Source organism: Marivirga sp., from assembly GCF_051117495.1.
Taxonomy (GTDB): Bacteria; Bacteroidota; Bacteroidia; order Cytophagales; family Cyclobacteriaceae; genus Marivirga.
In genome coordinates, this window is record NZ_JBNPEF010000004.1 from 192,944 (window position 1) to 216,110 (window position 23,167).

The following is a 23,167-nucleotide window of genomic DNA, read 5'->3' on the forward strand; positions in this document are numbered from 1 at the left end:
TTTTAACCTCGATTGAAAACCTGGCAGGTCTTTTCAGATTACTAATAACCTAAAATTTTCAACATACTTTCGCTTGTTTGTTCTTCAGCAAATAGCTTGGTTGTGATATTTCCTTTCTCATCTTTATCAATCAAAACATGCTTAGGGGCTGGTATTAAACAATGTTGAATACCTCCATATCCACCCAATGATTCTTGATAAGCCCCTGTATGAAAGAAACCAACATACTGTTTCTCATTTCTTTTGACTTTAGGTAAAAAGACTTCGAAGGAATGCGCCTCAGAATTATAATAATCCATCGAATCGCAGGTTAAGCCTCCCATTTTTACTTTATGAAATGGCTCATCCCAATTATTAATGGCCATTAGAATAAATTTCTGATTCAAGCCCCAAACATCCGGCAAATGCGTTATGAAGGAGCCGTCAATCATATACCAAAGCTCTTTATCGTTTTGTAGTTTTTGATCTAAAATTGAATAAATAGTGGCTCCGCTCTCCCCTACCGTATAACTTCCAAATTCAGTCATAATATGTGGAGTTTCCACATTATTCTTTTCACAGATCCATTGAATATTTTCTACTATCTGATCGACCATATACTGATAATCATATTCGAACCCTAAAGAGGTTTTAATTGGAAATCCACCTCCAATATCAATAGTGTCCAGTTCCGGTGCTATTTTTTTCAGTTCACAATACTTATCAATAAATCGACCTAATTCACTCCAGTAATAAGCCGTATCCTTAATGCCTGTATTGATAAAGAAATGCAACATTTTCAGCTTTGCTTTTTCACTCTTAGCAATTTTATTTTGATATAAATCCACTACATCGTTGTAGCGAATTCCTAAACGACTAGTATAAAATTCAAAGGTAGGTTCTTCATCTGAAGCTATTCTAATCCCTACTTTATACGGCTTTTGAGCCTCAGCTTCATAGCTATCCAATTCATTCAAATCATCAAGCACAGGAACAACATTTTCAAAACCATCATTTATTAATTCATTGATATATTGTCTGTAAAGCGGTCTTTTAAAACCATTGCAAACTACATAATGTTGTTTGGTCAAAAATCCCTTTTCATGCATTTTCTTTACAATAGGAATATCAAATGAAGAAGATGTTTCCATATGAACACCTGCTTTCAGCGCTTCTTCCATTACAAAAGAAAAATGAGAAGATTTGGTACAATAACAGTATGTATAGTTTCCTTTATAATTATATTTCTTGAACGCCTTGGCAAAAAAATCTCTTGCCTGATTAATATTTTGACTAATCTTTGGCAGATAGGTCAATTTCAGAGGTGTGCCATACTTTTCAATGATATCCATCAATGGAACATCATGAAACTTTAAGGCATTATTCTCAACATTAAATTCTTTTTGTGGCCAATAAAAGGTTTGTTCTATTAAATCTATATAACTCTTCATTCATCCAAAGTTTAGTAGGGTGTTAAAATGCAATATTGAATTATATTTGCAATCTTTGCAAAACTAAAATTTTACCGCAGAAACATTCTGTTTTTTGTATTAAATAATTCAATATTTTTTATGATCAATGTATTTGTAAATGATGAAACTTCCCCATTGAGGGCTGTTATTTTGGGAACTGCTAAAGGAGTTGGGGATGTTCCCAAATTGGCTGATGCTTATGACCCTAAGTCGAAAGAACATATAGCGGCAGGTACTTACCCTAAAGAGGCCGATATGGTAAAAGAAATGGAAGCATTTGCAAAGGTTTTGGAAAAGCATGGAGTGAAAGTTTACCGCCCTGAAATTATTGAAGATTATAATCAAATTTTTTCAAGAGACATCGGGTTTGTGATTGAAGATAAATTCATCAAACCACGCATTCTAAAAGACAGAGACGAAGAAATTCAAGGCATACAATATGTCATTGATCAAATTAATCCTGCCAATATAGTGGAGGTGCCCGTAAATGTGAGAATAGAAGGAGGGGATGTGATGCCATGGAAAGATCATATTTTTGTGGGATACTCAGAAAAAGAGGACTTTGAAAAATATATAGTGGCCAGAACCAATGGAGCAGGTGTAGAATTTCTTACAAAGGAATTTCCAGACAAAACTGTAAAAGGTTTTCAGCTCAACAAATCGGATGAAGTAGCCAAAGATAATGCCTTACATTTGGATTGCTGTTTTCAGCCTGTAGGAGAAAATCAAGCCATTATTTATAAAGAAGGGTTCAAATTGGAAGAAGATTATCAATATTTGGTCAAATATTTTGGTGAAGAAAATTTAATCCACATCACAAGAGATGAGATGTATGAGATGAACTCTAATGTATTTTCCATCAGTCCTAAAGTGGTGGTACTAGAGGAGAATTTCACTCGCTTAGCCGAAATATTGGAAGCAAAAGGGTTTACAGTTGAAAAAGTGCCTTATGCTGAAATTTCTAAAATGGAAGGTTTGTTAAGATGTTCAACTTTACCGCTTGAAAGAGCGAAATAAAATAATTTTTATTCTTTTTGAAAATTTTTAGTCAGATGGAAAATAAGCAAAGCACCGATACATTAATGATGGTTCGCCCAGTTCAGTTCAGATTCAATGAACAAACTGCTGTAAACAACTATTACCAAAAAGCAATTGAAGGACTCAGTGCATCCGAAATACAGTTAAAAGCTGCTGAAGAATTTGACCATTTTGTTGAAAAACTCAGAAGCAAAAAAATTAATGTGATTGTGGTGGAAGATACACCTGATCCAAGCACACCTGATTCTATTTTCCCAAACAATTGGGTTTCCTTCCACGAAGATGGGAAAGTGGGGCTTTATCCTATGTATGCTCCCAATAGAAGATTGGAAAGAAGGCCCGATATTTTGGAAAAACTCCAAACTAAGGAAGGTTTAAAAATCAATGAAATTATAGACTTCTCAAAACATGAGGAGGAAAATCGCTTTTTGGAAGGTACTGGAAGTATGATTTTAGACCGTCCAAATAAGTTGGTATATATCGCTGTTTCATTGAGAACAGACGAACAGGTATTGAATGAGTTTTGTAATAAATTTGGCTATAAAGCCGTAAAATTCACGGCCAATCAAAATGTGGATGGCAAAAGATTGCCTATTTATCATACCAATGTGATGATGTGTATTGCCAATGATTTCGCTATTCTTTGTGCAAAATCAATTGATGATAAAGATGAAAGAAAAGCTGTGATTGAAAGTTTACACAATAGCGGCAAAGAAGTAATTGAAATCAGCGAAGAGCAAAAACACCATTTTGCAGGTAATATGTTGCAGGTAAATGGGTCAGACGGAAAACCCTATTTGGTGATGTCTGCAGCTGCCCATCAATCCTTAAGTGAGGAACAAATTAAAAGAATAGAAAAATATTGTGAAATTATAAGCAGTTCATTGAACACTATTGAAGCTTTAGGTGGTGGAAGTGCCAGGTGTATGATGTCGGAAGTATTCTTACCCAAAGCTTAATCATTCAATTCACTATTTATTAAATAATTCTCTATCATGTTAAACTTAACAGAAGAACTTAAAACATTATCTCTAAAGGCATTCAAAACTTTATTTGAACATGATTTGGATGAGAATCATATCCAAATTCAACCTACCCGAAAAGAATTTGAAGGAAGCCATACTTTGGTTTGCTTTCCACTAGGACGTTTTTCAAAATTAAGTCCAGAGCAAACAGCTAATGCAATAGGTGAATTCATGCAGGAAAATTCTGAATTAGTCAGTGGATTTAATGTGGTAAAAGGATTTTTGAATATTGTATTTGCCGATAAGGTGTGGCTACAACTCGCTTCTGATATATTAAACACTCCGAATTACGGATATAAGTCGGAAACTGGTAGAGAAGTAATGGTGGAATATTCGTCCCCCAATACCAACAAACCCCTGCACTTAGGCCATTTAAGAAATAATTTCCTGGGCTATTCCGTTGCGCAAATCTTAAAAGCTAATGGTAACAAAGTCCACAAAGTGCAAATCATAAACGATAGAGGGATTCACATCTGTAAATCGATGGTGGCATGGCAAAAATTTGGTGAAGGAGAAACGCCTGAATCAAGCGGAATGAAAGGCGATAAATTAGTAGGAAAATATTATGTGATTTTCGATCAAAAATATAAAGCTCAGATAGCTGAGCTAGTTGAAGCTGGGAAGACTAAAGAAGAAGCGGAGAAAGAAGCTCCTATCATCAAAGAAGCTCAGGATATGTTGCTGAAATGGGAGCAAAAAGAGCCTGAAACTTACGCCCTTTGGGAAAAAATGAATGGATGGGTTTATAAAGGCTTTGAAAACACCTACAAAACCATGGGAGTGGATTTTGATAAGCTGTATTATGAATCTCAGACCTTCTCATTAGGTAAAGAGGAAGTGCTACGCGCAGTAGAAGAAGGCTTAGCTTATAAAAAGGAAGATGGTTCTGTTTGGATTGACTTGACAGAAGATGGATTGGATGAGAAATTATTACTAAGAAAAGACGGAACTTCTGTTTATATGACTCAAGATATTGGAACTGCCATTTTACGATATAGAGATTTTCCGAAAATCGAACAACAAATTTATACGGTAGGCAACGAGCAGGAATACCATTTCAAAGTGCTTTTCATCATCTTAGCTAAACTTGGTTACGAATGGGCAAAAAACTGCTATCATTTATCTTACGGCATGGTAGATTTACCAACAGGTAAAATGAAATCCAGGGAAGGTACTGTTGTTGATGCCGATGATTTGATGGAAGATATGTTTTCGACTGCCAAAAGCAGAACAGATGAATTAGGCAAAATTGATGGATTCAATGAGGAAGAAGCTCAAGAACTATACCGACAATTAGGTTTAGGAGCTTTGAAATATTATCTATTAAAAGTTGACCCAGTAAAAAGAATGATGTTCAATCCTGAAGAATCCATTGATTTTCAAGGAAATACCGGTCCTTTTATTCAATATGTACATGCCAGAATTTGTGCAATTTTAAGAAAGGGAGAACAATTAGGTATTGAACCAAAGGTAAGCGAAAAGTTAAATTCATTGGAGCCTACTGAAAACAATGTTTTACAGTTGATAATAGATTTACCTAATAAAATAGAGGAGGCTGCAGCAGGATATGCTCCATCAATTATAGCTAATTATGTTTATGAAGTAGCCAAAGCTTATAACAAATTCTATTCGGAGGTTTCCATTTTCAATGAATCTGATCAAGAAGCATTAGCTTTCAGAATCGGTTTCTCGAAAATCGTAGCTGAAACGATCGAAAAATCTATGAATTTATTGGGCGCGGATGTTCCTGAAAAAATGTAGGAAAACAGACAGTTGACAATATGCAATTGACAAAATGAAATTAGTGCTAATTAGGTCAGTACCGCAGGTCAGACCGGACATAGAAAAAAAAATAGACAGTAGACAATATGCAGTTTACAATAAGAAAAGGTAAACAAATCAGTCCATTAAAATAGGAAATGGGATTAGAACTTTTGTCTATTGAATAAGCTACAAGCTTATTTTTGTCAACTGTCAATTTGTTAATTAAAAGCAAGTAGTAAGAATAACCAGTATCGAATCCAAAATCGCAATCCATGAACATTCACCTCCAAATTCTGTTTCTTTTGTTGAATTTATCTATTTTCACAACTTCAAATAAAACGAAACAAAACATGAGTATATACGATTTTCAAATACAATCATTAGAAGGAGAAATGATTGATTTTGCTGATTATAAGGGTAAGAAATTACTGATTGTCAATACGGCAAGTGAGTGTGGCTATACTCCCCAGTATGCTGATTTACAGAAATTACATCAAGAATTTGGAGAAAAAATTACCGTTTTGGGATTTCCAGCTAATAATTTTGGTGGACAAGAACCTGGTTCGGATCAGCAAATAGCTAGCTTTTGCGAAAAGAATTATGGCGTTACATTTCCTATGTTTACCAAAATGGAAGTAGTGGGTAAAAATCAACATCCGCTTTTCAAATTTTTAAAAGAACAAACTGGAAAAGAGCCCACTTGGAATTTTTGTAAATATTTAGTTTCCGAAAATGGTGAGGAAATAAGTTTTTATGCTTCCTCCGTAAATCCTGGTGAAATAGCTGAAAAACTATAAATATGTTAAAAAATTGGTTGGAAGCCTTTAGGCTAAGGACTTTACCTTTGGCTTTATCATGTATAGGAATGGGTAGTTTTTTGGCTGCATACTATGGTAATTTCAGTTTGTCAGTCTGCATTTTAAGCTTAACCACTACCCTATTTCTTCAAATTCTTTCCAACCTAGCTAACGATTACGGGGACAGCGTTCACGGTGCAGACAGCATTGATAGAGAAGGCCCTCAAAGAAGTGTGCAAAGAGGCAGTATTTCTCCTAAAGCAATGTTCAATTCTATCGTAGTTTTTGCAGCATTTTCTTTCATCAGTGGATTATTATTACTGCATTATTCAGTCGGTATTGGAAGTACCACATTTTATGTTTTCCTAGGGTTGGGCTTAGCGGCCATCGCAGCAGCTATTGCCTATACCAATGGAAAAAGACCTTATGGCTATAGTGGACTTGGAGATATTTCCGTTTTCCTATTCTTTGGTTTATTAGGTGTTTGTGGTACCTACTTCCTCCATGCTGAAAGTTTTGAGCCTTTAATTTTATTACCGGCTGCTAGCTGCGGATTATTTGCCACAGGGGTTCTGAATATAAACAATATCAGAGATATTAAATCAGATAAGTCTGCTGGTAAAAACAGTATTCCCGTAAGAATTGGAGAAAGTAAAGCGATCTTTTATCATACCATTCTGATAGTTTCGGGATGTTTGGCTTCCATCATATTTTTACTCATACATGAAGAAATAAAAAGTATTTTTATTCTAATTATTGCTTTTGTTTTATTTATTATCCATCTTAATAAAGTTTATAAAGCAAAGACTTCAATTGAATATGATCCACAACTTAAATTCTTGGCACTTTCAACTTTATTGTTTGTGTTAATTTTTGGACTGTCCATTCTTGAATTATAGTTCATATTTTATAGTATTTTCCCATCATTTTAGGATAAGATTCGTATATTTAATTGAACAATAAACGAAAACTATATCACTATGAAAAAAATATTAGTTCCAACCGACTTTTCAGATCAAGCTAAATATGCATTAAAATTAGCTGTGGAAATTTCCAAAAAGACTGATGCTGAATTAATCCTTTTGCATGTAGTGGAAATTCCTGGACAAACATCTTTCAACACAATGGGAGAAGCCACAAATGTAGATGGAATGGAAGGAGTCTTTGTAATGAAAATGATTGAACTTGGAAAAAAGAAATTAGCAAAGCTTAAAGAAGATGATTTACTGGAAGGAGTAAATTTGAAAACTGAATTAAAAGCGGGAAATACTTATTATAATATTTCTTCCATTGTAAATGAGTACGAACCTGATATGGTTATCATGGGTACGAGCGGAAGCAGTGGAGTAGATGAAATTTTAATTGGTTCTAATGCTGAAAAAGTAGTGAGAAATGCAAAATGCCCAGTTTTGACCTTAAAAGAAGAAATCAGCTTAGCCAATATTGATAATATTGTTTTTGCTAGTGCTCTCAAGAACGATGACAAAGAACTAGCGGCCAAACTAAAAGAAATAGCTCATCTTTCTTATGCTAAAATACATTTATTAAAGATAAATACTCCCAACAATTTTGAATCATCCACCACTACTAATAAGCGTATGGATGAATACATGAAAAACAATGGCTTGGAGGCAGAAAAACATATTCACAATGGCATTAATGAAGAAGAAGGTATATTAGAATTTGCTAAAGAAAATAATATAGATTTAATCGCTATGGGAACTCACGGAAGAAAAGGATTAATGCATCTTTTAAGTGGAAGTATAGCAGAAGATGTGGTAAACCACTCTAAAAGACCTGTCTTAACAATGAAATTGGCTGATTAAGGATATAAAAATTTAGTCATTAAAAAGGCTTGCATTTTGAAATGCAAGCCTTTTTAATTTTACATAAATTGAAAATTAAGGACTCACAAAACTGATAGAAAAATTAAAGTAAGGGGCAGGTCCTAATGAATTTCTCATAGAAAAAGGTGCATCACCCAAAATTCCAAAAACTCTTAAGGTCTCATCACCATTGTCTAAGAAATCCGCATCATAAGAATAGTCTATTCTGACTCCAGCTTGAACCGACCACCAGAAAAACCCCACTAATCTTCTTTGGTATTCTACCCTAGCTTTGATTTCGCCTCTTCTAATTTCAAAACTACTTATTTCACCAGCTTTTGGATTTGATAAACCTCCAATTCTATAACTAGCCCCCTCTAGTTCAAATCCTGCCAATATTAGGTTAGTTTGATTTATACTGTACCGATAAAATGCTCTGGCAGGCAAAAGTGCTTCAATCCCCCACTTACGATTTTGAGAAGTATAATTATACAACAAAATGGGAACATAATTTGGGGCTCCAACCCTATAGGTTCGACTCAAACCAATAGCCCATTGTAATCGATCGTGAGGTCGTTTACCAAATAAAGCGGCTGCTGAATATCGCAGATATTGGCTCCCTAAATTGCTAAGATTATAATCTCCACTCATATCTGCTTGGGCCTGCAACAACATAAAAGCGGTTTCATTGAATGGCTTATAAAGCGTTGTAAAAAGGCCTGCTGTGTGCAAACTTCTTCCATCTAACTGTTGCTTCAATCCTCCTTCCAATAAGTCATCCTGGCTAAACCGATAAGCTGATTGCATATAATTTGCTCCCATTTGCCAAATGAATGAATTGGTGGATATGACTGGAATATTAGCGTTTATTCTTAATCCTCCGGTATATCCAATCCTACCTTCTTCTGCTAAATTATTGTCAATTGCTTCCTGTCTATCTTGATCAAAGGCATAAGCATCCTTATCAATTTCTGAGTAGCGGTAATTATAGGGTAATTGTTGCTCATACCCTACTGTGATAAATTTAGCAGGACTTAAGCCCACAATTTTTGCATTTGCGTAAGATTTAGTCTGACCACCAGCATACTCTACTTCTCCATAAGCATCCCAATCAATTTCATCATCTTCTCCTTCTTCTTGAGCGTTTACATTAGGAGTAAAAATCAATAAAAAAAATAGAGCTAAAATTGAAACTATGATGTTTTTCATACTTATCATTTTTTCAATTTTAGCCTTTTCCAAACGTCCGTGCGACCAAAAGTTTTTACGCCAATATATCCACGAATATCTAGTGTATTTTCATCTTTTAGTTCAATATCACAGCTATAAGTATTTCCATTTTCTGGATCATAAATAGTCCCTTCAGTCCATTTCCCATCATCTTGATATACAAAATCCTTAAGCATTCTATAACCTCTCAAAGGAGCAGAATGCATAGATTCATCGGGATTATTTTTATCTAATTTTGGCTCTCCTGTTTCTGGGTCATTAGGTTCTTTCAACCAGACAATTCTTCCATAATATTTATCGGCAATCTTATCTATCTTAATCCTGGCTTTTCCATGGCTGGGTTCCCAAACTCCAATTAATGCATCTCCATCTTTTGCATCTTGTGCTTGAATTGGTGAAGTGATGTAAATAGTAGCTATGGTCAGTAAAAATATAAGTAACTTTTTCATTTTGGTTTTCTTTATTGTTTAACTTCTAATTCAAATTCTATTTTGGATTTAATGGAAAGCCCTGAAGATGGCTCCTCTTTTAAATTTACATCTGCCACAAATGTTATTTCATCTTGCTTTAACAGATCAACTAAGTTTTCTTGCTTTTCAGCAATTGACATTTCAAATGTCTTACTATTTTCAGGCACGGGGTTCAAAACTCCTACCCTTTGCATGCTTGCACCAGAAGCTGCTAACTGCATAATGATTTCGGCTATAACACTTGACTCAGAAGGCTCTGTCATTTCTACCCTAATAGAAGTTACCTTTGCATTTTTTATTTTAGTAATATCCACACCGGCTAAATCCACCTTCCAAACACCCCTTACAGTATTAGAACCTTCCATTGGATATTCCTCTAGCATTTCGACATTAGCAGAAGAAATAGTTTTAGTCTCCGTTTCTCCACAAGAAAACAAAAGAAATAATACTAAAATTGAACTGAGATTTATGGACTTTTTCATATCTAATTTCATAACTCCTTTTTGGATATAAATTATTTTAATCAAATGGGAAATTATGAAATAATGTTTTACCGTAAGGGTTTTTACGGTATTAAATTTTGTTATGATAATCATAATAATATATTATAATAATACTAAAGAAGATTAAAGAGTATCATCAAATTGAGTGCAATTATTAATAGCGATTAGCTTAAATACATAAGTAAAAAAATGTGCGTTTGATATATGAAATATTCACATAACAATTTACATTTACCTAAAGTACTTTGACTGAACTAATTAAATTATGTCTTCATCTAGCAAACGAACCCAAAAGGCCCTCCAAACGCTGAATATGCTTCATGATATTCCAGATCTGATAAAAAAGGTTAAGAATAAATCAGTTAAAGTGGAAGACCATCAATTTTTCCCGAATGAATTTCCTGTCAGTGAGGAAGGCACTTCTGAAAGAAAAACATTTATCAAAAAGTATATTCAACAAAATCCTCAATATTTATTTAACCAAAGCAGTAAACTTAGTGCTGAAGATTTTCGGGGAAATATTGAGAATTTTATCGGCTGTGTTCAGGTCCCAACCGGAATGATTGGGCCATTGAGAGTAGTAGGTTCTGTAGCTCAAGGAGATTTCTATGTCCCACTGGCTACAACAGAAGGTGCCTTAGTAGCCTCATATCAAAGAGGGGCAAAAGCCTGCACTTTATCTGGCGGTGCTACTTCTATATGTTTAATAGAATCTGTCAAAAGATCGCCTGTTTTTAAATTTGATAATCTGGGAGATTTAGGCGGTTTTTTGGTTTGGTTTTATGAACAAACTCGCCATATCCATGAATTGGTCCAAAAAAGTAGTCGTTTTGCTCAATTGCAGGATATCAGCTCCAATATAGAAGGCAATCATCTTATTTTGACATTTGAATTTGAAACCGGTGATGCTTCAGGACAGAATATGGTGACAATTTGCACAGATCAAATTTGTCAATTTATCATAACCAACAGCCCTATAAAGCCCATAAAATGGTATGTGGAAGGAAATTATTCAGGAGATAAAAAGGCTACATCTTTATCCTTCACCAGCGTTCGTGGTAAAAAAGTAACAACGGAAATCACAATACCTGTGTCCATTGTAAAAGATGTATTGAAAAGCAGTCCAAAAGAGATGGAAGAATATTGGAAAACCTCCACATTGGGGACTATTCAAAGTGGTGCCATTGGCGCACAAGGTCATTATGCAAATGGTCTAACAGCTTTATTTCTAGCTACTGGTCAAGATGTAGCTTGTATTGCAGAAGCCGCAGTTGGCGTAACCCGAATGGAGGTCAATGACAATGGCGATTTGTATGCCAGTGTTACTTTGCCTAATTTAATTGTAGGTACAATTGGAGGCGGAACCGGACTGCCTACCCAAAAAGAATGCTTGGAATTAATGGATTGCTATGGAAAAGGTAGAGCTAGGAAATTTGCAGAAATATGCGGAGCAGTTGTTTTAGCAGGTGAGTTATCCATTGCTGCCGCATTATCAGTTGGTCATTTTACGGCTGCACATCAAAAACTAGGAAGAAAAAATGAGTGATTATACTATCAATCAGTATAGCAAAGAGGATGAAAATAAAGCCTCATTTTTAAAAAGACTATACATCTATCAAAAAGAACGTTTCCCGATTTTAGGACATGGATTTTTAGTTGCTGTTTTCAGTTTTTCAGCAATATCCTATTCAAGAATTAGCCGTGGAGCAGAAGGATTTGTAAGCACAGAAAAATTTCTTCTGGGAATTTTTACTACCATTACACTTTTTCTATTAGTCCGAATATTGGATGAATTCAAGGATGCTAAAGATGACGCAAAATTCAGGCAAGAACTACCGGTTCCAAGAGGCCTAATTTCCCTGAAAGAATTAGCCGTTATCGGATGGGTTGTTTTTATAGCCCAAATCATCATCAATACTGTTTTCTTTCCAAAGATGTTGCTGCTATATGCCGGAGTGATCATTTACCTGCTATTGATGACCAAAGAATTTTTCATTGCCGAATGGCTAAAAAAGCATCAATTTTGGTATGTCACTTCACATATGTTCATCATACCATTCATAGATGTCTATGCAAGCGGATTGGATTGGTTTTTGGCTGATGTCCAGGCTCCTGTCGGATTGCTTTTTTTCTTTGCCGTATCTTATATGAATGGCATTGTGTTAGAAGTCGGCAGAAAAATAAGAACGCCTCAACAAGAATCAGAAGGTGTTTTGACTTATACTTCTATGTTGGGGATTCCAAAAGCTGTTTACCTCTGGATTGTAGTATTATTTGCAACTCTCCTGCTGAGCATTGCAGCTTCCTATTTTGCAGATTACAGCATGGAAATTTATTTGATTTTACTGTTCGTATTCATGATTTGCCTGTTCCCTGCCTTTCTCTTTTTGGGAAAAAAAGATGCCAAAACAGCAAAATTCATTGAACATGCTTCCGCCATTTGGACCATTGCCATGTACCTGATCTTAGGTGCTGGCCCGATGATTTCACGTTTGATCGGCTCGATATGAAAATCATTTCAGGAAACGATATTGATACTATTGACCTTAAAAATGCTGGTGGAAAAGGAGCAAATTTGATCCATCTAAAGAATCAAGGTTTTCAAGTTCCTAAATTCATTATTATTCCTGCAAATGAGTTGACTGATCTGATTTCTCAAAATGTAAATGACGATAATGCTATTATCAATTTCATTGAAAATTATCGATTCCCTGATAAATTTATTCAAGACATCGAAGGGTTGTTTGGCAATCAGGCACTGCTAGCGGTTCGCTCCTCAGCCAGTATGGAAGACAGCCAAGAATCCTCTTTTGCCGGTTTATTTGAAAGCATAATGTATGTTCCGATTTTAGATATCCAATCTGCCATTCGAAAAGTTTGGTTATCGGTATATGCTGATCGAGTAAAAAAATACATGCATTCCAAAAAATTAGACAGTACACATCTTTCTATTGCCATTATTCTACAGGAAATGGTAGAGGCAGATGTTTCGGGAGTGGCTTTTGGGGCTAATCCGGCAGATGGAAATGAAGATGAGCAAATTATTAATGCTGTATTTGGCGCAGGTGAAGGCTTGGTTTCTGGACAATTAGATGCAGATATGTACTTGATCAATGCTGCAGGAACAAAAGAAGAAATTGCAGACAAAAAGCATCAACTGATCTTTGATAATCAAGCTGGTTGTGGTTTAAAAAAAGTTACTCTTACTAAAGAGAAGCAAAAGCAATCCACCCTAAACTCAACTCAAATTGCAGAATTAAAAACCCTTCTGTCCCAACTGAAAAATCATTTTAAAGCTCCACAAGATATTGAGTTTGCCTATCGAAATAAGGAATTATATCTTTTGCAAAGCCGACCGATCACCACTGGAAATAAAAAAAATAATACTGAAAATTATATCCTGTGGGATAACAGCAACATCATAGAATCTTATCCGGGCGTTACCACTCCACTTACATTTTCATTTATAAGTCAATCTTATCAGCAGGCCTATCAGCTTTTCAGTGCTTATATGGGTGTTGATCCCAAAGTGATAGCCAAAAACCAGCAAGTTTTTAAAAACACCTTAGGGTTAATAAAAGGCAGAGTATATTATAATCTAAAAACCTGGTATTTGATGTTAGCCATGTTGCCGGGCTATAGCCTCAATGCCCGCTATATGGAAACCATGATGGGCGTTAAGGAACGCTTTGACATTCCACAAGATTATATTATTTCAAAAGGACAAGCCTATTGGTCAATCGCCAAAACTGCTTTTAAGATGCTGAAGCGGATGTTTTCTTTGCCCAAAAAACGCAAGGAATTCATGCAATTATTGGAGGAAACCATCAGCCAGTACAAGGCCATTGATTTCAATTCAAAATCTGCTCCTGAACTCTTGAAACTATACCTAGACTTCGAACAAAAGCTGCTCAATGAATGGAAAGCGCCCTTATTGAATGATTTTTTTGCCATGATTTGGTTTGGCATGTTGCAAAAAAGTACGCTCAAATATTTGAAAAGCGAAAATCCCAATATTCACAATGACTTGCTATGCGGAAGTTCTGATATAATTTCAACACAACCCATACACCGAAGTATTGCCATAGCCACTTTTATAAATCAAGATGAGGATATAAAAGCATTTTTCGAGGGTTCTCCTGAGATCGTCTGGAAGAATTTACAATCAGAAAAAACAGATCCTGATATCCTAGCTCTTAAAAAACAAATTGAAGATTATATCCATGATTTTGGTGAAAGATGTGTAGGCGAATTAAAGCTCGAAACGCTATCGTATGAACAAGCTCCGGAGCAACTGATCCGCGTTTTGCAATCTTATGTGCAGCAAAATATAACGGTAAAATCTACCTCAGGCAATTTAGAACAGGAGCTGCGAGCAAATGCGGAAAAAGAAATTCAAGAAAAATTAAGATTTAAATTGATCAAAAAATGGTGGCTGCGCTATATTCTTAAAATCACCAGACAGTTGGTGAGTGGACGGGAAAACTTGAGATACGAAAGAACTAGAGCTTTTGGAATAGTCAGAATGCTATTTTCCCATATCGGAAAAAGGTTTTATGAAGAAGACCTCATCGAAAACAGTCGGGATATATTCTATTTGACTAAATCTGAAATAGAAGGCTATATAGAAGGACGCGCAGTTTTTACCGATTTAAAATCTAACATAGCCATTCGAAAAGCTGAATATGAGCGCTTTGAAACAGAGGAGCCTCCTCCAGAAAGATTTTCAACTAATGGCATTGTGTATAGTAGTGAAATTTCTGGAAGAGAAGAAACCAGTTCAAATGATGGAGAACTGAAAGGAATTGGTTGTTGCCCTGGAAAAGTAAGAGCCAAAGTCCGGCTAGTTAAACATCCAAATGAGGTGGACAGCCTAAACGGAGATATTTTAGTTACTTCTAGCACGGATCCAGGTTGGGTCACCTTATTTCCCTCAGCTTCAGGCATCATAGTAGAAAGGGGCAGTCTGCTAAGCCATTCTGCAATTGTTTCCAGAGAAATGGGGATTCCCTGTATCGTAAGTGTTACAGGCTTATTGAAACAATTAAAATCGGGAGATGAAGTGCTAATGGACGGAAGCTCAGGTATTATCAAAATCCTTGAATCAAAATGAGCAGTTCAATTGATAAAGTTAGCTTCGATAAAATCCGCTATGCAAACTGCTGGGAGGATGCAGACATTTTATTGGAGGGACTAAAGCCAGCTTCAGGAAGTAAAATTTTATCCATTGCTTCTGCTGGAGATAATAGCTTTGCACTACTTTCTAGCAATCCTGAAATAGTAGTTGCTGTAGATATTAGCAAAACACAATTGCACTTATGCGAATTAAAGAAAGTAGCCATCCGAAATTTGGAGCGAGAAGAGTGCTTACAATTTCTTGGCTTTTGGCCAGATAAAAATCGACTGAAAACCTTTGAGAATTTAAAATCGCAATTAGGGCGGGAAGCAAAAGCCTTCTTTGATCAACAGAAGAGCGAAATTCAAAATGGAATCATCCATCAGGGGAAATTTGAAAAATATTTCCAATTGTTTAGTCAGAAAATATTGCCATTCATACACTCTAGAAAAACAATCAAAAAGCTATTTCAAGAAAAGTCTGAATTGGCACAGATAGACTTTTATAGAAACAAATGGAATACCTGGCGTTGGCGAATGCTATTCAAATTATTCTTTAGTAAAGCCATAATGGGAAAATTCGGAAGAGATCCTGAATTCTTAAAGCAAGTTGAAATTCCTGTAGCAGAATATATTTTCCGTAAGGCAGAAGCGCATTTACAATCAAAAAGCGCTCAACAGAATTTCATTCTAAACTACAACTTAACAGGAGAATTCGGTGTCCATTTACCGTATTATCTTAGAGAAGAAAATTATGGCAACATCAAAGGAAATTTGAAAGCCCTACAACTTTTTGAAGGATATGCACAAGATGTAATAGATCAATATGATGCATTTGACTACATGAATTTATCCAACATATTTGAATATATGGATGTAGAAACATTTCAAAATACGGGAAAAGAATTAATTAATGGATTGAACAGAGACGGTAAAATGGCTTACTGGAATTTGATGGTAACCCGACAGTTATCTAAAGAATTTCCACGGGATTTAGCCTTTCAAGCTTCATTGTCAGATACTTTAACAGAAAAAGACAAAGGCTTTTTCTATCACCAAATACTCATAGAGCAACGGAAATGAAAGTAGATTTGATTGCGATTTCTTTACTGGCATTATCATTTCTTTTCCTATTTGGAATGACTGAATTACTGTATCATCGCTTCAAATGGAAAGTCGAACTCACCCGAAAAATCGCACATATCGGTACCGGCATCATCACCCTACTATTTCCAATTCTACTGACTAGTCATTGGTCTGTTTTACTGCTTAGCAGCAGCTTCTTATTACTCCTGAGTTTAAGCATGCGGTTTAATTTTCTGCAATCGATTAATGCTATTGATCGCACCTCCTATGGAAGTCTGTTATATCCGATATCAGTTTACGGTTGTTTCTATGCTTATGGCAGCTTCAATCAAGAAATACTTTTTTTCTACCTGCCTATTCTAACTTTAGCTATTTGTGATCCTATAGCGGCATTAGCAGGAAAAAGAAAGCCTTTTGGCAAATATAAAAGAGGGAGCAAATCGCTTTCAGGTACACTTGGTTTTATGGGATCTTGCCTGATCTTGTCATGTATTTTGATGTGGATGCTGACGGATCTCAATACATTCAATATAATTCTATACAGCGCTGTAGTGGCTGTCTTATCTAGTTTGACTGAAACCATTAGCGGAAAAGGATTTGACAACCTCAGCATCCCCTTAATAGTCATCATTATCTTAAAATTCATTTTATGAGTCTTAAAATCAAAAAAATATCTCCCGAATCGGCTGACTTCAACAGATTCTATAATTTCCCAAAAGGAATTTATCCTGAAGATAGTCCCAAATGGAAGGTGCCGGAGGACATTGATTTTAAGAATTTGATTGCCATTTATGGAGTAGAAGATGAAAACAATCTTCTAGCAAGAGCCGCTTTATACCAAAACCATAATTTGAATTTTCAAAACCAACCAACCTGCTGCATCGGAAATTATGAAGCTGAAAATCACCCGAAAGCAGCACAAATTTTAATTGATCAAGTTTCTGAAGACGCCAAAAAGTTAGGAGCAAAATTCCTTTTAGGGCCTATGAACGGAAGTACATGGGGCACATACCGTTTTGCGGAAAGCACCAATTCCCCATTCTTTTTGGAACCTCATCACCTGAATTATTATCAAAAGCACTTTTTAAATGCAGGTTTTCAGCCTATTAGGAATTACAATAGTAAGCTGGTGGAAGAAATCCCGACAGATTCTTTAGAACCTGAAAATGAGCTGATTGAATTACAAAAATCATTAAAAGTGAATGTTCGCCCCATCAATATGACTGATTTTGCTGGCGATCTTAAAAAATTGCATGAACTAGTTCACCAAGCCTTTGCTCATAATTTTTTATTTACGCCTCTGGAAAAAGAAGAATTTGTACAAAAATATATGAGCACTGAAAAAATTCTTAATCAAGAATATACGCGCATTGCTGAAGATGAAGACGGGAATTTCCTAGCTTTTTTCTTTTGTCTGGATGATCACCTGAATCCTGCGGAAAAAAGATTAATTATTAAAACCATAGCTCGTCATCCTGACCCAAAATGGAGAGGACTAGGGCAATTAATGGGCAGTTTGCTGTACCGAAAAGCTAAAAAAGATGGATATCAATCCATAATCCACGCCTTAATGGATGAAGATGCGAATTCTTCCAGTATCTCTACAAAATTTGCTGGAAAACCTATAAATCGCTATTTTCTGTATTCAAAAGAACTCTGATGGAAGCTGGCCAATTCAATATCGTTTCACTTTTTACGGAATCAGCAAAGCATTTTCCTGACCGAATCGCGATTATTGAGAAAGAAACTCAAATCACTTACAGTCAATTAGCGAAAGAAATTGATATTACGGCTGCCTATTTTCAGCAAAAAGGAATTTCAAAAAATGATAAAGTGCTGGTTTTTGTCCCAATGGGAATTAATCTTTACCGAATCGTTTTGGCTTTATTTAAAATTGGTGCCACAGCAGTTTTTCTGGATGAATGGGTAAGTTTTAAAAGGTTAAATCTATGTTGCAAAATTGCAGAATGCACAGCCTTTATCGGAATAAGAAAAGCCAGAATATTGACCTTCTTTTCTTCTGAAATACGGAAAATTCCTATTAAGCTAGGGGTAACATACAAAGACTACGATATTCCTGCAAAAAATATCTCAACTGATATGAATGATACCGCTCTCATCACATTCACTACTGGGAGTAGCGGCACTCCAAAAGCCGCTAAACGAACACATGGCTTTCTAAAAGCGCAATTTTCAGTATTGGAAAAGAAAATTGATCCTGAAATCTCCAAAGTCGATATGCCGGTTTTACCCATCGTTTTAATGATAAATCTAGGCAAAGGGATCACTTCTGTAATTGCTGATTTTAAAGCTTCAAAACCTGAAAGCTTGAAAGCTGAAAAGGTAATTGCACAGATAGAAAAACATCAAGTGGAAAGTATTGCTTCTTCTCCCTATTTCATTTTTAAACTAGCTCAGTATGCGAGTGAGCGCAATAGACCTATCAAAAATATTAAACGGATATTCACTGGAGGAGCGGCAGTATTTCCTGAAGAAGCAAAAACTTATATTCAGGCATTCCCAAATTCTACTTCAAAAATTCTATATGGCTCAACCGAAGCAGAACCCATAAGCAGTGTAAATACTCAAGATTTGGCACAGCGAGATTTAGCAAAGGACAAGGGGTTATATGTTGGCTCAATCGATGCAGCAGCAGAAGTTTTGATTATTCCGATAAAGGAAGGAAATATCAAAATACAAACATCAAATGAGCTCAAAACGCTCAGTCTGAAGGACGAGAAAATTGGAGAAATCATAGTCTCAGGCTCCCATGTTTTAAAAGAATATGTAAATAATCCGGAGGCTATGGAAAGGCAGAAAATCTGGGTTGAAGATGTATGTTGGCATCGAACTGGAGATAGCGGCTTTAAAATTGGCAATGATCTGTATCTGACAGGTCCCTGTGATGCTATGATTGAAAGGGCTTCAGGCTATTTTTCACCCTTCCTTTATGAACAGATCCTGAATTCAATAGAAGGCGTAAATGCTGGAACCATTCTTAGCATAAAGGATAAGAATTATGCAGTCATAGAAGCTCAATCTAAGGGAGATATTGAAAAAATAACAACTGAAATAATGGCAATTGAAGGTATTGATGAGGTGTATTTTGTAAAGAAAATCCCTAGAGACCCTCGCCATTTTTCAAAAATAGAATACAAAAAACTGAAAAATATGTTGGCTAGTAAACTCCACTGATAAAATGCATTGGCTAATTAAATACCGTTGGATTTCCCTCTTAATTGCTTTTGCAATCATTCCCTTGTTATGGTCAGGTATTGAAAAGGCAGTGCAAGTGGATAATCGTTTGAGCATATGGTTTCTAGAAGATGACAAACAGTTAGCTGAGTATTATGAATTTCAAGACAAGTTTGGTAATGATGAACTACTATTTATCCTATTTAAAAATGAAAAAAGTGTATTAGATCAGGAATTTCTAAATAATCTTGAAAAGCTTACTGATTCCATTGAAAAACTAGACAGAGTAGAAAAGGTATTTAGTCCCACAAATCTAAAACTACCCGATGGCAATACTTTTGGGATTAGCCAATTCACAAAATTTCAAAACCCAAAATTTACGATTGACAAAAGAAAGGAGATTCTACAAATGAATCCGGCTTTGAGTGATATTCTATTTAATCAAGACCAGACAGCAGCAGCCATTTTAATACAGCCAAAAAAATATGAAAATTACGAAGCCGAAAGAGCTGATTTTATTGCCAAAATTAAAGGCTTAAGCTTCCAATATTTTGATAATGACAAGCTGCATTTCGCAGGAATTGGAGTGATCTATAATGCCTTGAATCAACTTTCCGAAAAAGAATTTGCACTATTTTTAGGCATCGCTTACGCTATTATATTCTTATTAACCATTATCATTTACAGACAGTTTTCAGTTCTATTTTATGTATTATTAGTGATCATTCTAGCCAATTGTTTTACGCTCGGTCTATACGGATTGGCGGATTTACAACTCAATTTGATGAGTAGCCTAATCCCCATTATTATTAGCTTACTAGGTGTGATGGATATCGTGCATATTGTCAACCAGCATCAAAAATACATGGCTTCAGACAAAAGCGGGCTATCTGCTATGAGATCAGCCATAAAACCATGTCTTTTTACCAGTTTGACCACCATGGCAGGCTTTTTAGCACTTTATGTAAGTCCAATGTCCATTTTAGAAGATTTTGGATTGTATGCCGCCATTGGAATATTCTTTTCATTGCTATTTAGTTTCTTGCTTGCTCCCATTTTTTTACCCTACATCAAAATTCATAGAAGATATTTTCCATTTGAAAAGCTCATCCCAAGAAGTCAGTTCTTTACATCCAAAAATCAAAAGGCCATCTTAATTATTGCTTCTCTATTTGTCCTAGCATCACTTTTGGGATTAATTCAAATCAAAACTAACTCAGATACCCTAGGCTACTTTTCTCAAAATCACGAGGTATATGAGGATAGTGAAATGATAGAAGATATTTATGGAGCCTATCTCCCAATTGAATATCTCATCACTGCCACGGGTAAGAATCAAAATAAGCTAATTCAAAACACGATAGACTGGACAAATGAAGTCAATAACACCATACCTGGCATTGCAAGGACTTTAGGTTTTCACACATTATATGAAACCGCATTTAAAAGAGAATACAAAGAAAAATGGCAGCAAGCTATTGGAAGTAAGGGTTTACTAAACAAAGCTCAATTACAATTGAAAAAGCACTACACAGGCCTGTTTCAAAGTTTTAATCACGAAGAGTCAAATACCAACAGGGTCACATTCTTTACTAAAATGCTATCCGCCAATGAAATGACTGCAAAAATTAATCAGATAAATGATTTAGCAAATCAGTATTTTGATAAAAGCACCCAAGTTTCAGTAGCAGGCTATCAACCTATGTACTCCTCCATTATCACTTTTGTCATCAAAACACAAGTTTACAGTTTGCTACTTGCTTTCGTGATGGTCTTCTTACTCCTTTGGTGGATTGTCAAAAGGATCCGATTAGCGCTGTTAGCCACATCCATAAATCTTCTTCCCGTGCTGGCGGTATTTGGTGTAATGGGTTGGTTTGATATTAATTTGGATACGGCTACCGCAAGTTTAGCAGCAATTATCCTATGTATTTGCATAGATGACACTATACATTTCGTACACCACTTTTTGAAAAATAAAGAAGGAAAAAACCAATCAATTGAAGTAGCTATTGACAGCACCTTAAAATGGGTAGGCAAAGCCATTATAATCAGTAGTTTGCTACTATTCCTTGGATTCGGCTCCATGATCTTTGCCTCCCTAAACACTGTATTCTATTTTGGCTTACTGATTTCTATCGCGGTATTAGTGGCAGTTATAAGCCAGCTTTTTCTCTTTCCTGTTTTGTTGTTAAAATTTTGCACAAAAAAATACCATGAAGATCGAAAAAGATGATTTCGATCTTCATGGTAATAATCAGTTCTTCAAAAAATCAGAAAAATCCTATTAAAGCACGAATAAATGATTTTCAATGCTTCAAGAAGCTATTCTATTGAAAAGTTAATATTTCCTGCTGGCTTTAATTGATATTTCCTGTCATCAGAAAAAATTAATAATTGATGATCCCCTTGAGGCATTCTATCTTTCTGTATCTTATAACCATAATTAACACCTGATGAAGTCTCGTATTCATTTGTTTCCCTGTAATCATACCAAACGGTATCACTCTCCGGTGAAACAATAGCATAGGATATAAATTGACCTCTGTAATACACATTTGTTTCAAAAAATATGTTGTTCTCATCTTCATCTACCACTCTATATTTCCCATGCACTAACTCAACATTGTTATGAGAATTATCAAAATTTAAATACCCCTCTTCTTTTGGAAGCACCATCTCAAACTTATCTCCCTCAGTAAATGGAATTGTTGTCGGCATTACCATCCCAATTTCTCCTGGCCAATAATAGCCGTATTTGGCAGGATAACCTCCTACTTCTGCCTCATCGAAATTTGCCAGTATATCAGTGTGATCTCCAGTGATCAACATGAATGATCCAGGGGCGTAAACTTGATCAGTTGGAAGGTCGTAACTGTAATACATTTTTAGACTATCAGTTTCTAAGGTAAAATCAGCTCCCGCATCTCTAGGATCTTCTATAACTCTATCATTATCATGTAGTTTCCAATTAAAGTATATAAAAATTGGAGCCTCCCTTCGTACCGAGTAAATACTGATTGAATCATCACTTAGAATTTCAGCTGAAGCAGAATTATAGCTAATATGATCTGGATCGCCATTGTATTCTTGTTTATAAAATTGAATGTAACTGATCAAAGAACCATAATCTTTTTTAAAATTTTCTAAGATTATATATGCGGGATCTTGATCATTAAAATCCCGTCTTGAAATTGATTTAATTGACGGTTCCAAAATTTCTAAAAATATACCGCTTTCCTCTTCCTTATATTGTGTCCCATCAGAGTTATTATATCTAATCTCTGTTAATATCTCAAACTCTTTACCCAACAATTCAGCATTCATTGGTATATATAAAAGCAATTCATCCTCCTTCAAATCTGGAGAATTATTTAAGTTGACCTGCAAATTTCTGTGACTTGCCTCTATCTTATTGCCTGAAAAGACAAGATAGATACGAGTAACCCTATGTAAATTTTTGCCTTTTAACAAAACTGAATCTCCCAAAAGAAAACTCTGCTTATCATCAGTAAGTTCTTCGATATTTATTGCTATTTCGTCCTCTTTACATCCTATAAATAATAGGATCAAAATAGAAAGTACTAAATAAAATAATTTTTTCATTAAGCTTAAATATTTATTTTAAAGGGACAAAAGTATAAAATTAAATCTTAGCCAACGCTCA

Annotated in this window: 19 protein-coding genes; 14 read left to right on the forward strand and 5 right to left on the reverse strand. The window is 35.3% G+C overall.

Annotated features, from left to right (window positions below; all coding sequences use genetic code 11):
- Window positions 1–41: 41 nt before the first annotated feature.
- Window positions 42–1,430 (reverse strand): arginine decarboxylase, encoded by a 1,389-nt coding sequence (locus ACFE0M_RS01910; protein WP_434544055.1) that lies wholly within the window; start codon window positions 1,428–1,430, stop codon window positions 42–44.
- Between the two features lie 120 nt (window positions 1,431–1,550).
- Between ACFE0M_RS01910 and ACFE0M_RS01915 the strand changes: the two genes are divergently transcribed.
- The 6 genes from ACFE0M_RS01915 to ACFE0M_RS01940 all read left to right on the forward strand — a co-directional run bounded on the left by ACFE0M_RS01915 (window position 1,551) and on the right by ACFE0M_RS01940 (window position 7,901).
- Window positions 1,551–2,468 (forward strand): dimethylarginine dimethylaminohydrolase family protein, encoded by a 918-nt coding sequence (locus tag ACFE0M_RS01915; protein WP_434544057.1) that lies wholly within the window; start codon window positions 1,551–1,553, stop codon window positions 2,466–2,468.
- Window positions 2,469–2,503: 35 nt separating this feature from the next.
- Complete coding sequence (gene ctlX, locus ACFE0M_RS01920; protein WP_434544058.1) at window positions 2,504–3,448, forward strand: citrulline utilization hydrolase CtlX; 945 nt, start codon at window positions 2,504–2,506, stop codon at window positions 3,446–3,448.
- Between the two features lie 36 nt (window positions 3,449–3,484).
- Window positions 3,485–5,275, forward strand: coding sequence for an arginine--tRNA ligase (argS, locus tag ACFE0M_RS01925; protein ID WP_434544059.1), 1,791 nt, complete (start codon window positions 3,485–3,487; stop codon window positions 5,273–5,275).
- Window positions 5,276–5,628: 353 nt separating this feature from the next.
- Window positions 5,629–6,075 (forward strand): glutathione peroxidase, encoded by a 447-nt coding sequence (locus ACFE0M_RS01930; protein WP_434544060.1) that lies wholly within the window; start codon window positions 5,629–5,631, stop codon window positions 6,073–6,075.
- A 2-nt stretch (window positions 6,076–6,077) separates the two neighbouring features.
- Window positions 6,078–6,974 (forward strand): 1,4-dihydroxy-2-naphthoate polyprenyltransferase, encoded by an 897-nt coding sequence (locus ACFE0M_RS01935; protein WP_434544061.1) that lies wholly within the window; start codon window positions 6,078–6,080, stop codon window positions 6,972–6,974.
- 81 nt (window positions 6,975–7,055) lie between these two features.
- Window positions 7,056–7,901, forward strand: coding sequence for a universal stress protein (locus ACFE0M_RS01940; protein ID WP_434544062.1), 846 nt, complete (start codon window positions 7,056–7,058; stop codon window positions 7,899–7,901).
- A gap of 75 nt (window positions 7,902–7,976) precedes the next feature.
- Here ACFE0M_RS01940 and ACFE0M_RS01945 read toward each other — a convergent pair whose 3' ends face one another.
- The 3 genes from ACFE0M_RS01945 to ACFE0M_RS01955 are packed head-to-tail and all read right to left on the reverse strand — an operon-like array spanning window position 7,977 to window position 10,083.
- Window positions 7,977–9,110: a DUF6268 family outer membrane beta-barrel protein gene (locus ACFE0M_RS01945; protein ID WP_434544063.1), complete on the reverse strand. Its 1,134-nt coding sequence runs from the start codon at window positions 9,108–9,110 to the stop codon at window positions 7,977–7,979.
- Between the two features lie 5 nt (window positions 9,111–9,115).
- Entirely contained in the window at window positions 9,116–9,580 is a 465-nt protein-coding gene (locus ACFE0M_RS01950; protein ID WP_434544064.1) for a DUF2147 domain-containing protein, read from the reverse strand.
- A gap of 11 nt (window positions 9,581–9,591) precedes the next feature.
- Window positions 9,592–10,083, reverse strand: coding sequence for a hypothetical protein (locus tag ACFE0M_RS01955; RefSeq protein ID WP_434544065.1), 492 nt, complete (start codon window positions 10,081–10,083; stop codon window positions 9,592–9,594).
- 286 nt (window positions 10,084–10,369) lie between these two features.
- Here ACFE0M_RS01955 and ACFE0M_RS01960 point away from each other — a divergent pair, with 286 nt between their 5' ends.
- The 8 genes from ACFE0M_RS01960 to ACFE0M_RS01995 are packed head-to-tail and all read left to right on the forward strand — an operon-like array spanning window position 10,370 to window position 21,736.
- Window positions 10,370–11,650, forward strand: coding sequence for a hydroxymethylglutaryl-CoA reductase (locus ACFE0M_RS01960; RefSeq protein ID WP_434544066.1), 1,281 nt, complete (start codon window positions 10,370–10,372; stop codon window positions 11,648–11,650).
- The gene (locus ACFE0M_RS01965; RefSeq protein WP_434544067.1) at window positions 11,643–12,614 is read left to right on the forward strand and encodes a UbiA family prenyltransferase; all 972 of its coding nucleotides are present in this window, start codon (window positions 11,643–11,645) and stop codon (window positions 12,612–12,614) included. Before ACFE0M_RS01960 ends, ACFE0M_RS01965 begins: the two co-directional genes overlap by 8 nt.
- Window positions 12,611–15,217 carry a PEP/pyruvate-binding domain-containing protein gene (locus ACFE0M_RS01970; RefSeq protein WP_434544068.1) on the forward strand — a complete coding sequence of 869 codons (2,607 nt, stop codon included), beginning with the start codon at window positions 12,611–12,613 and terminating at the stop codon, window positions 15,215–15,217. The genes ACFE0M_RS01965 and ACFE0M_RS01970 overlap by 4 nt, the downstream gene beginning before the upstream one ends.
- Complete coding sequence (locus tag ACFE0M_RS01975; RefSeq protein ID WP_434544069.1) at window positions 15,214–16,302, forward strand: DUF3419 family protein; 1,089 nt, start codon at window positions 15,214–15,216, stop codon at window positions 16,300–16,302. Before ACFE0M_RS01970 ends, ACFE0M_RS01975 begins: the two co-directional genes overlap by 4 nt.
- Window positions 16,299–16,958 carry a hypothetical protein gene (locus ACFE0M_RS01980; RefSeq protein ID WP_434544070.1) on the forward strand — a complete coding sequence of 220 codons (660 nt, stop codon included), beginning with the start codon at window positions 16,299–16,301 and terminating at the stop codon, window positions 16,956–16,958. Before ACFE0M_RS01975 ends, ACFE0M_RS01980 begins: the two co-directional genes overlap by 4 nt.
- A complete protein-coding gene (locus tag ACFE0M_RS01985) occupies window positions 16,955–17,965 on the forward strand; it encodes a hypothetical protein (RefSeq protein ID WP_434544071.1) in 1,011 nt (336 codons plus the stop codon). Before ACFE0M_RS01980 ends, ACFE0M_RS01985 begins: the two co-directional genes overlap by 4 nt.
- On the forward strand, window positions 17,965–19,500 hold the full coding sequence (locus ACFE0M_RS01990; RefSeq protein WP_434544072.1) for an AMP-binding protein: 1,536 nt from the start codon (window positions 17,965–17,967) through the stop codon (window positions 19,498–19,500). Before ACFE0M_RS01985 ends, ACFE0M_RS01990 begins: the two co-directional genes overlap by 1 nt.
- Before the next feature lie 4 nt (window positions 19,501–19,504).
- Entirely contained in the window at window positions 19,505–21,736 is a 2,232-nt protein-coding gene (locus ACFE0M_RS01995; RefSeq protein ID WP_434544073.1) for an efflux RND transporter permease subunit, read from the forward strand.
- 89 nt (window positions 21,737–21,825) lie between these two features.
- Here ACFE0M_RS01995 and ACFE0M_RS02000 read toward each other — a convergent pair whose 3' ends face one another.
- A complete protein-coding gene (locus tag ACFE0M_RS02000; RefSeq protein WP_434544074.1) occupies window positions 21,826–23,106 on the reverse strand; it encodes a hypothetical protein in 1,281 nt (426 codons plus the stop codon).
- Between the last annotated feature and the right edge of the window lie 61 nt (window positions 23,107–23,167).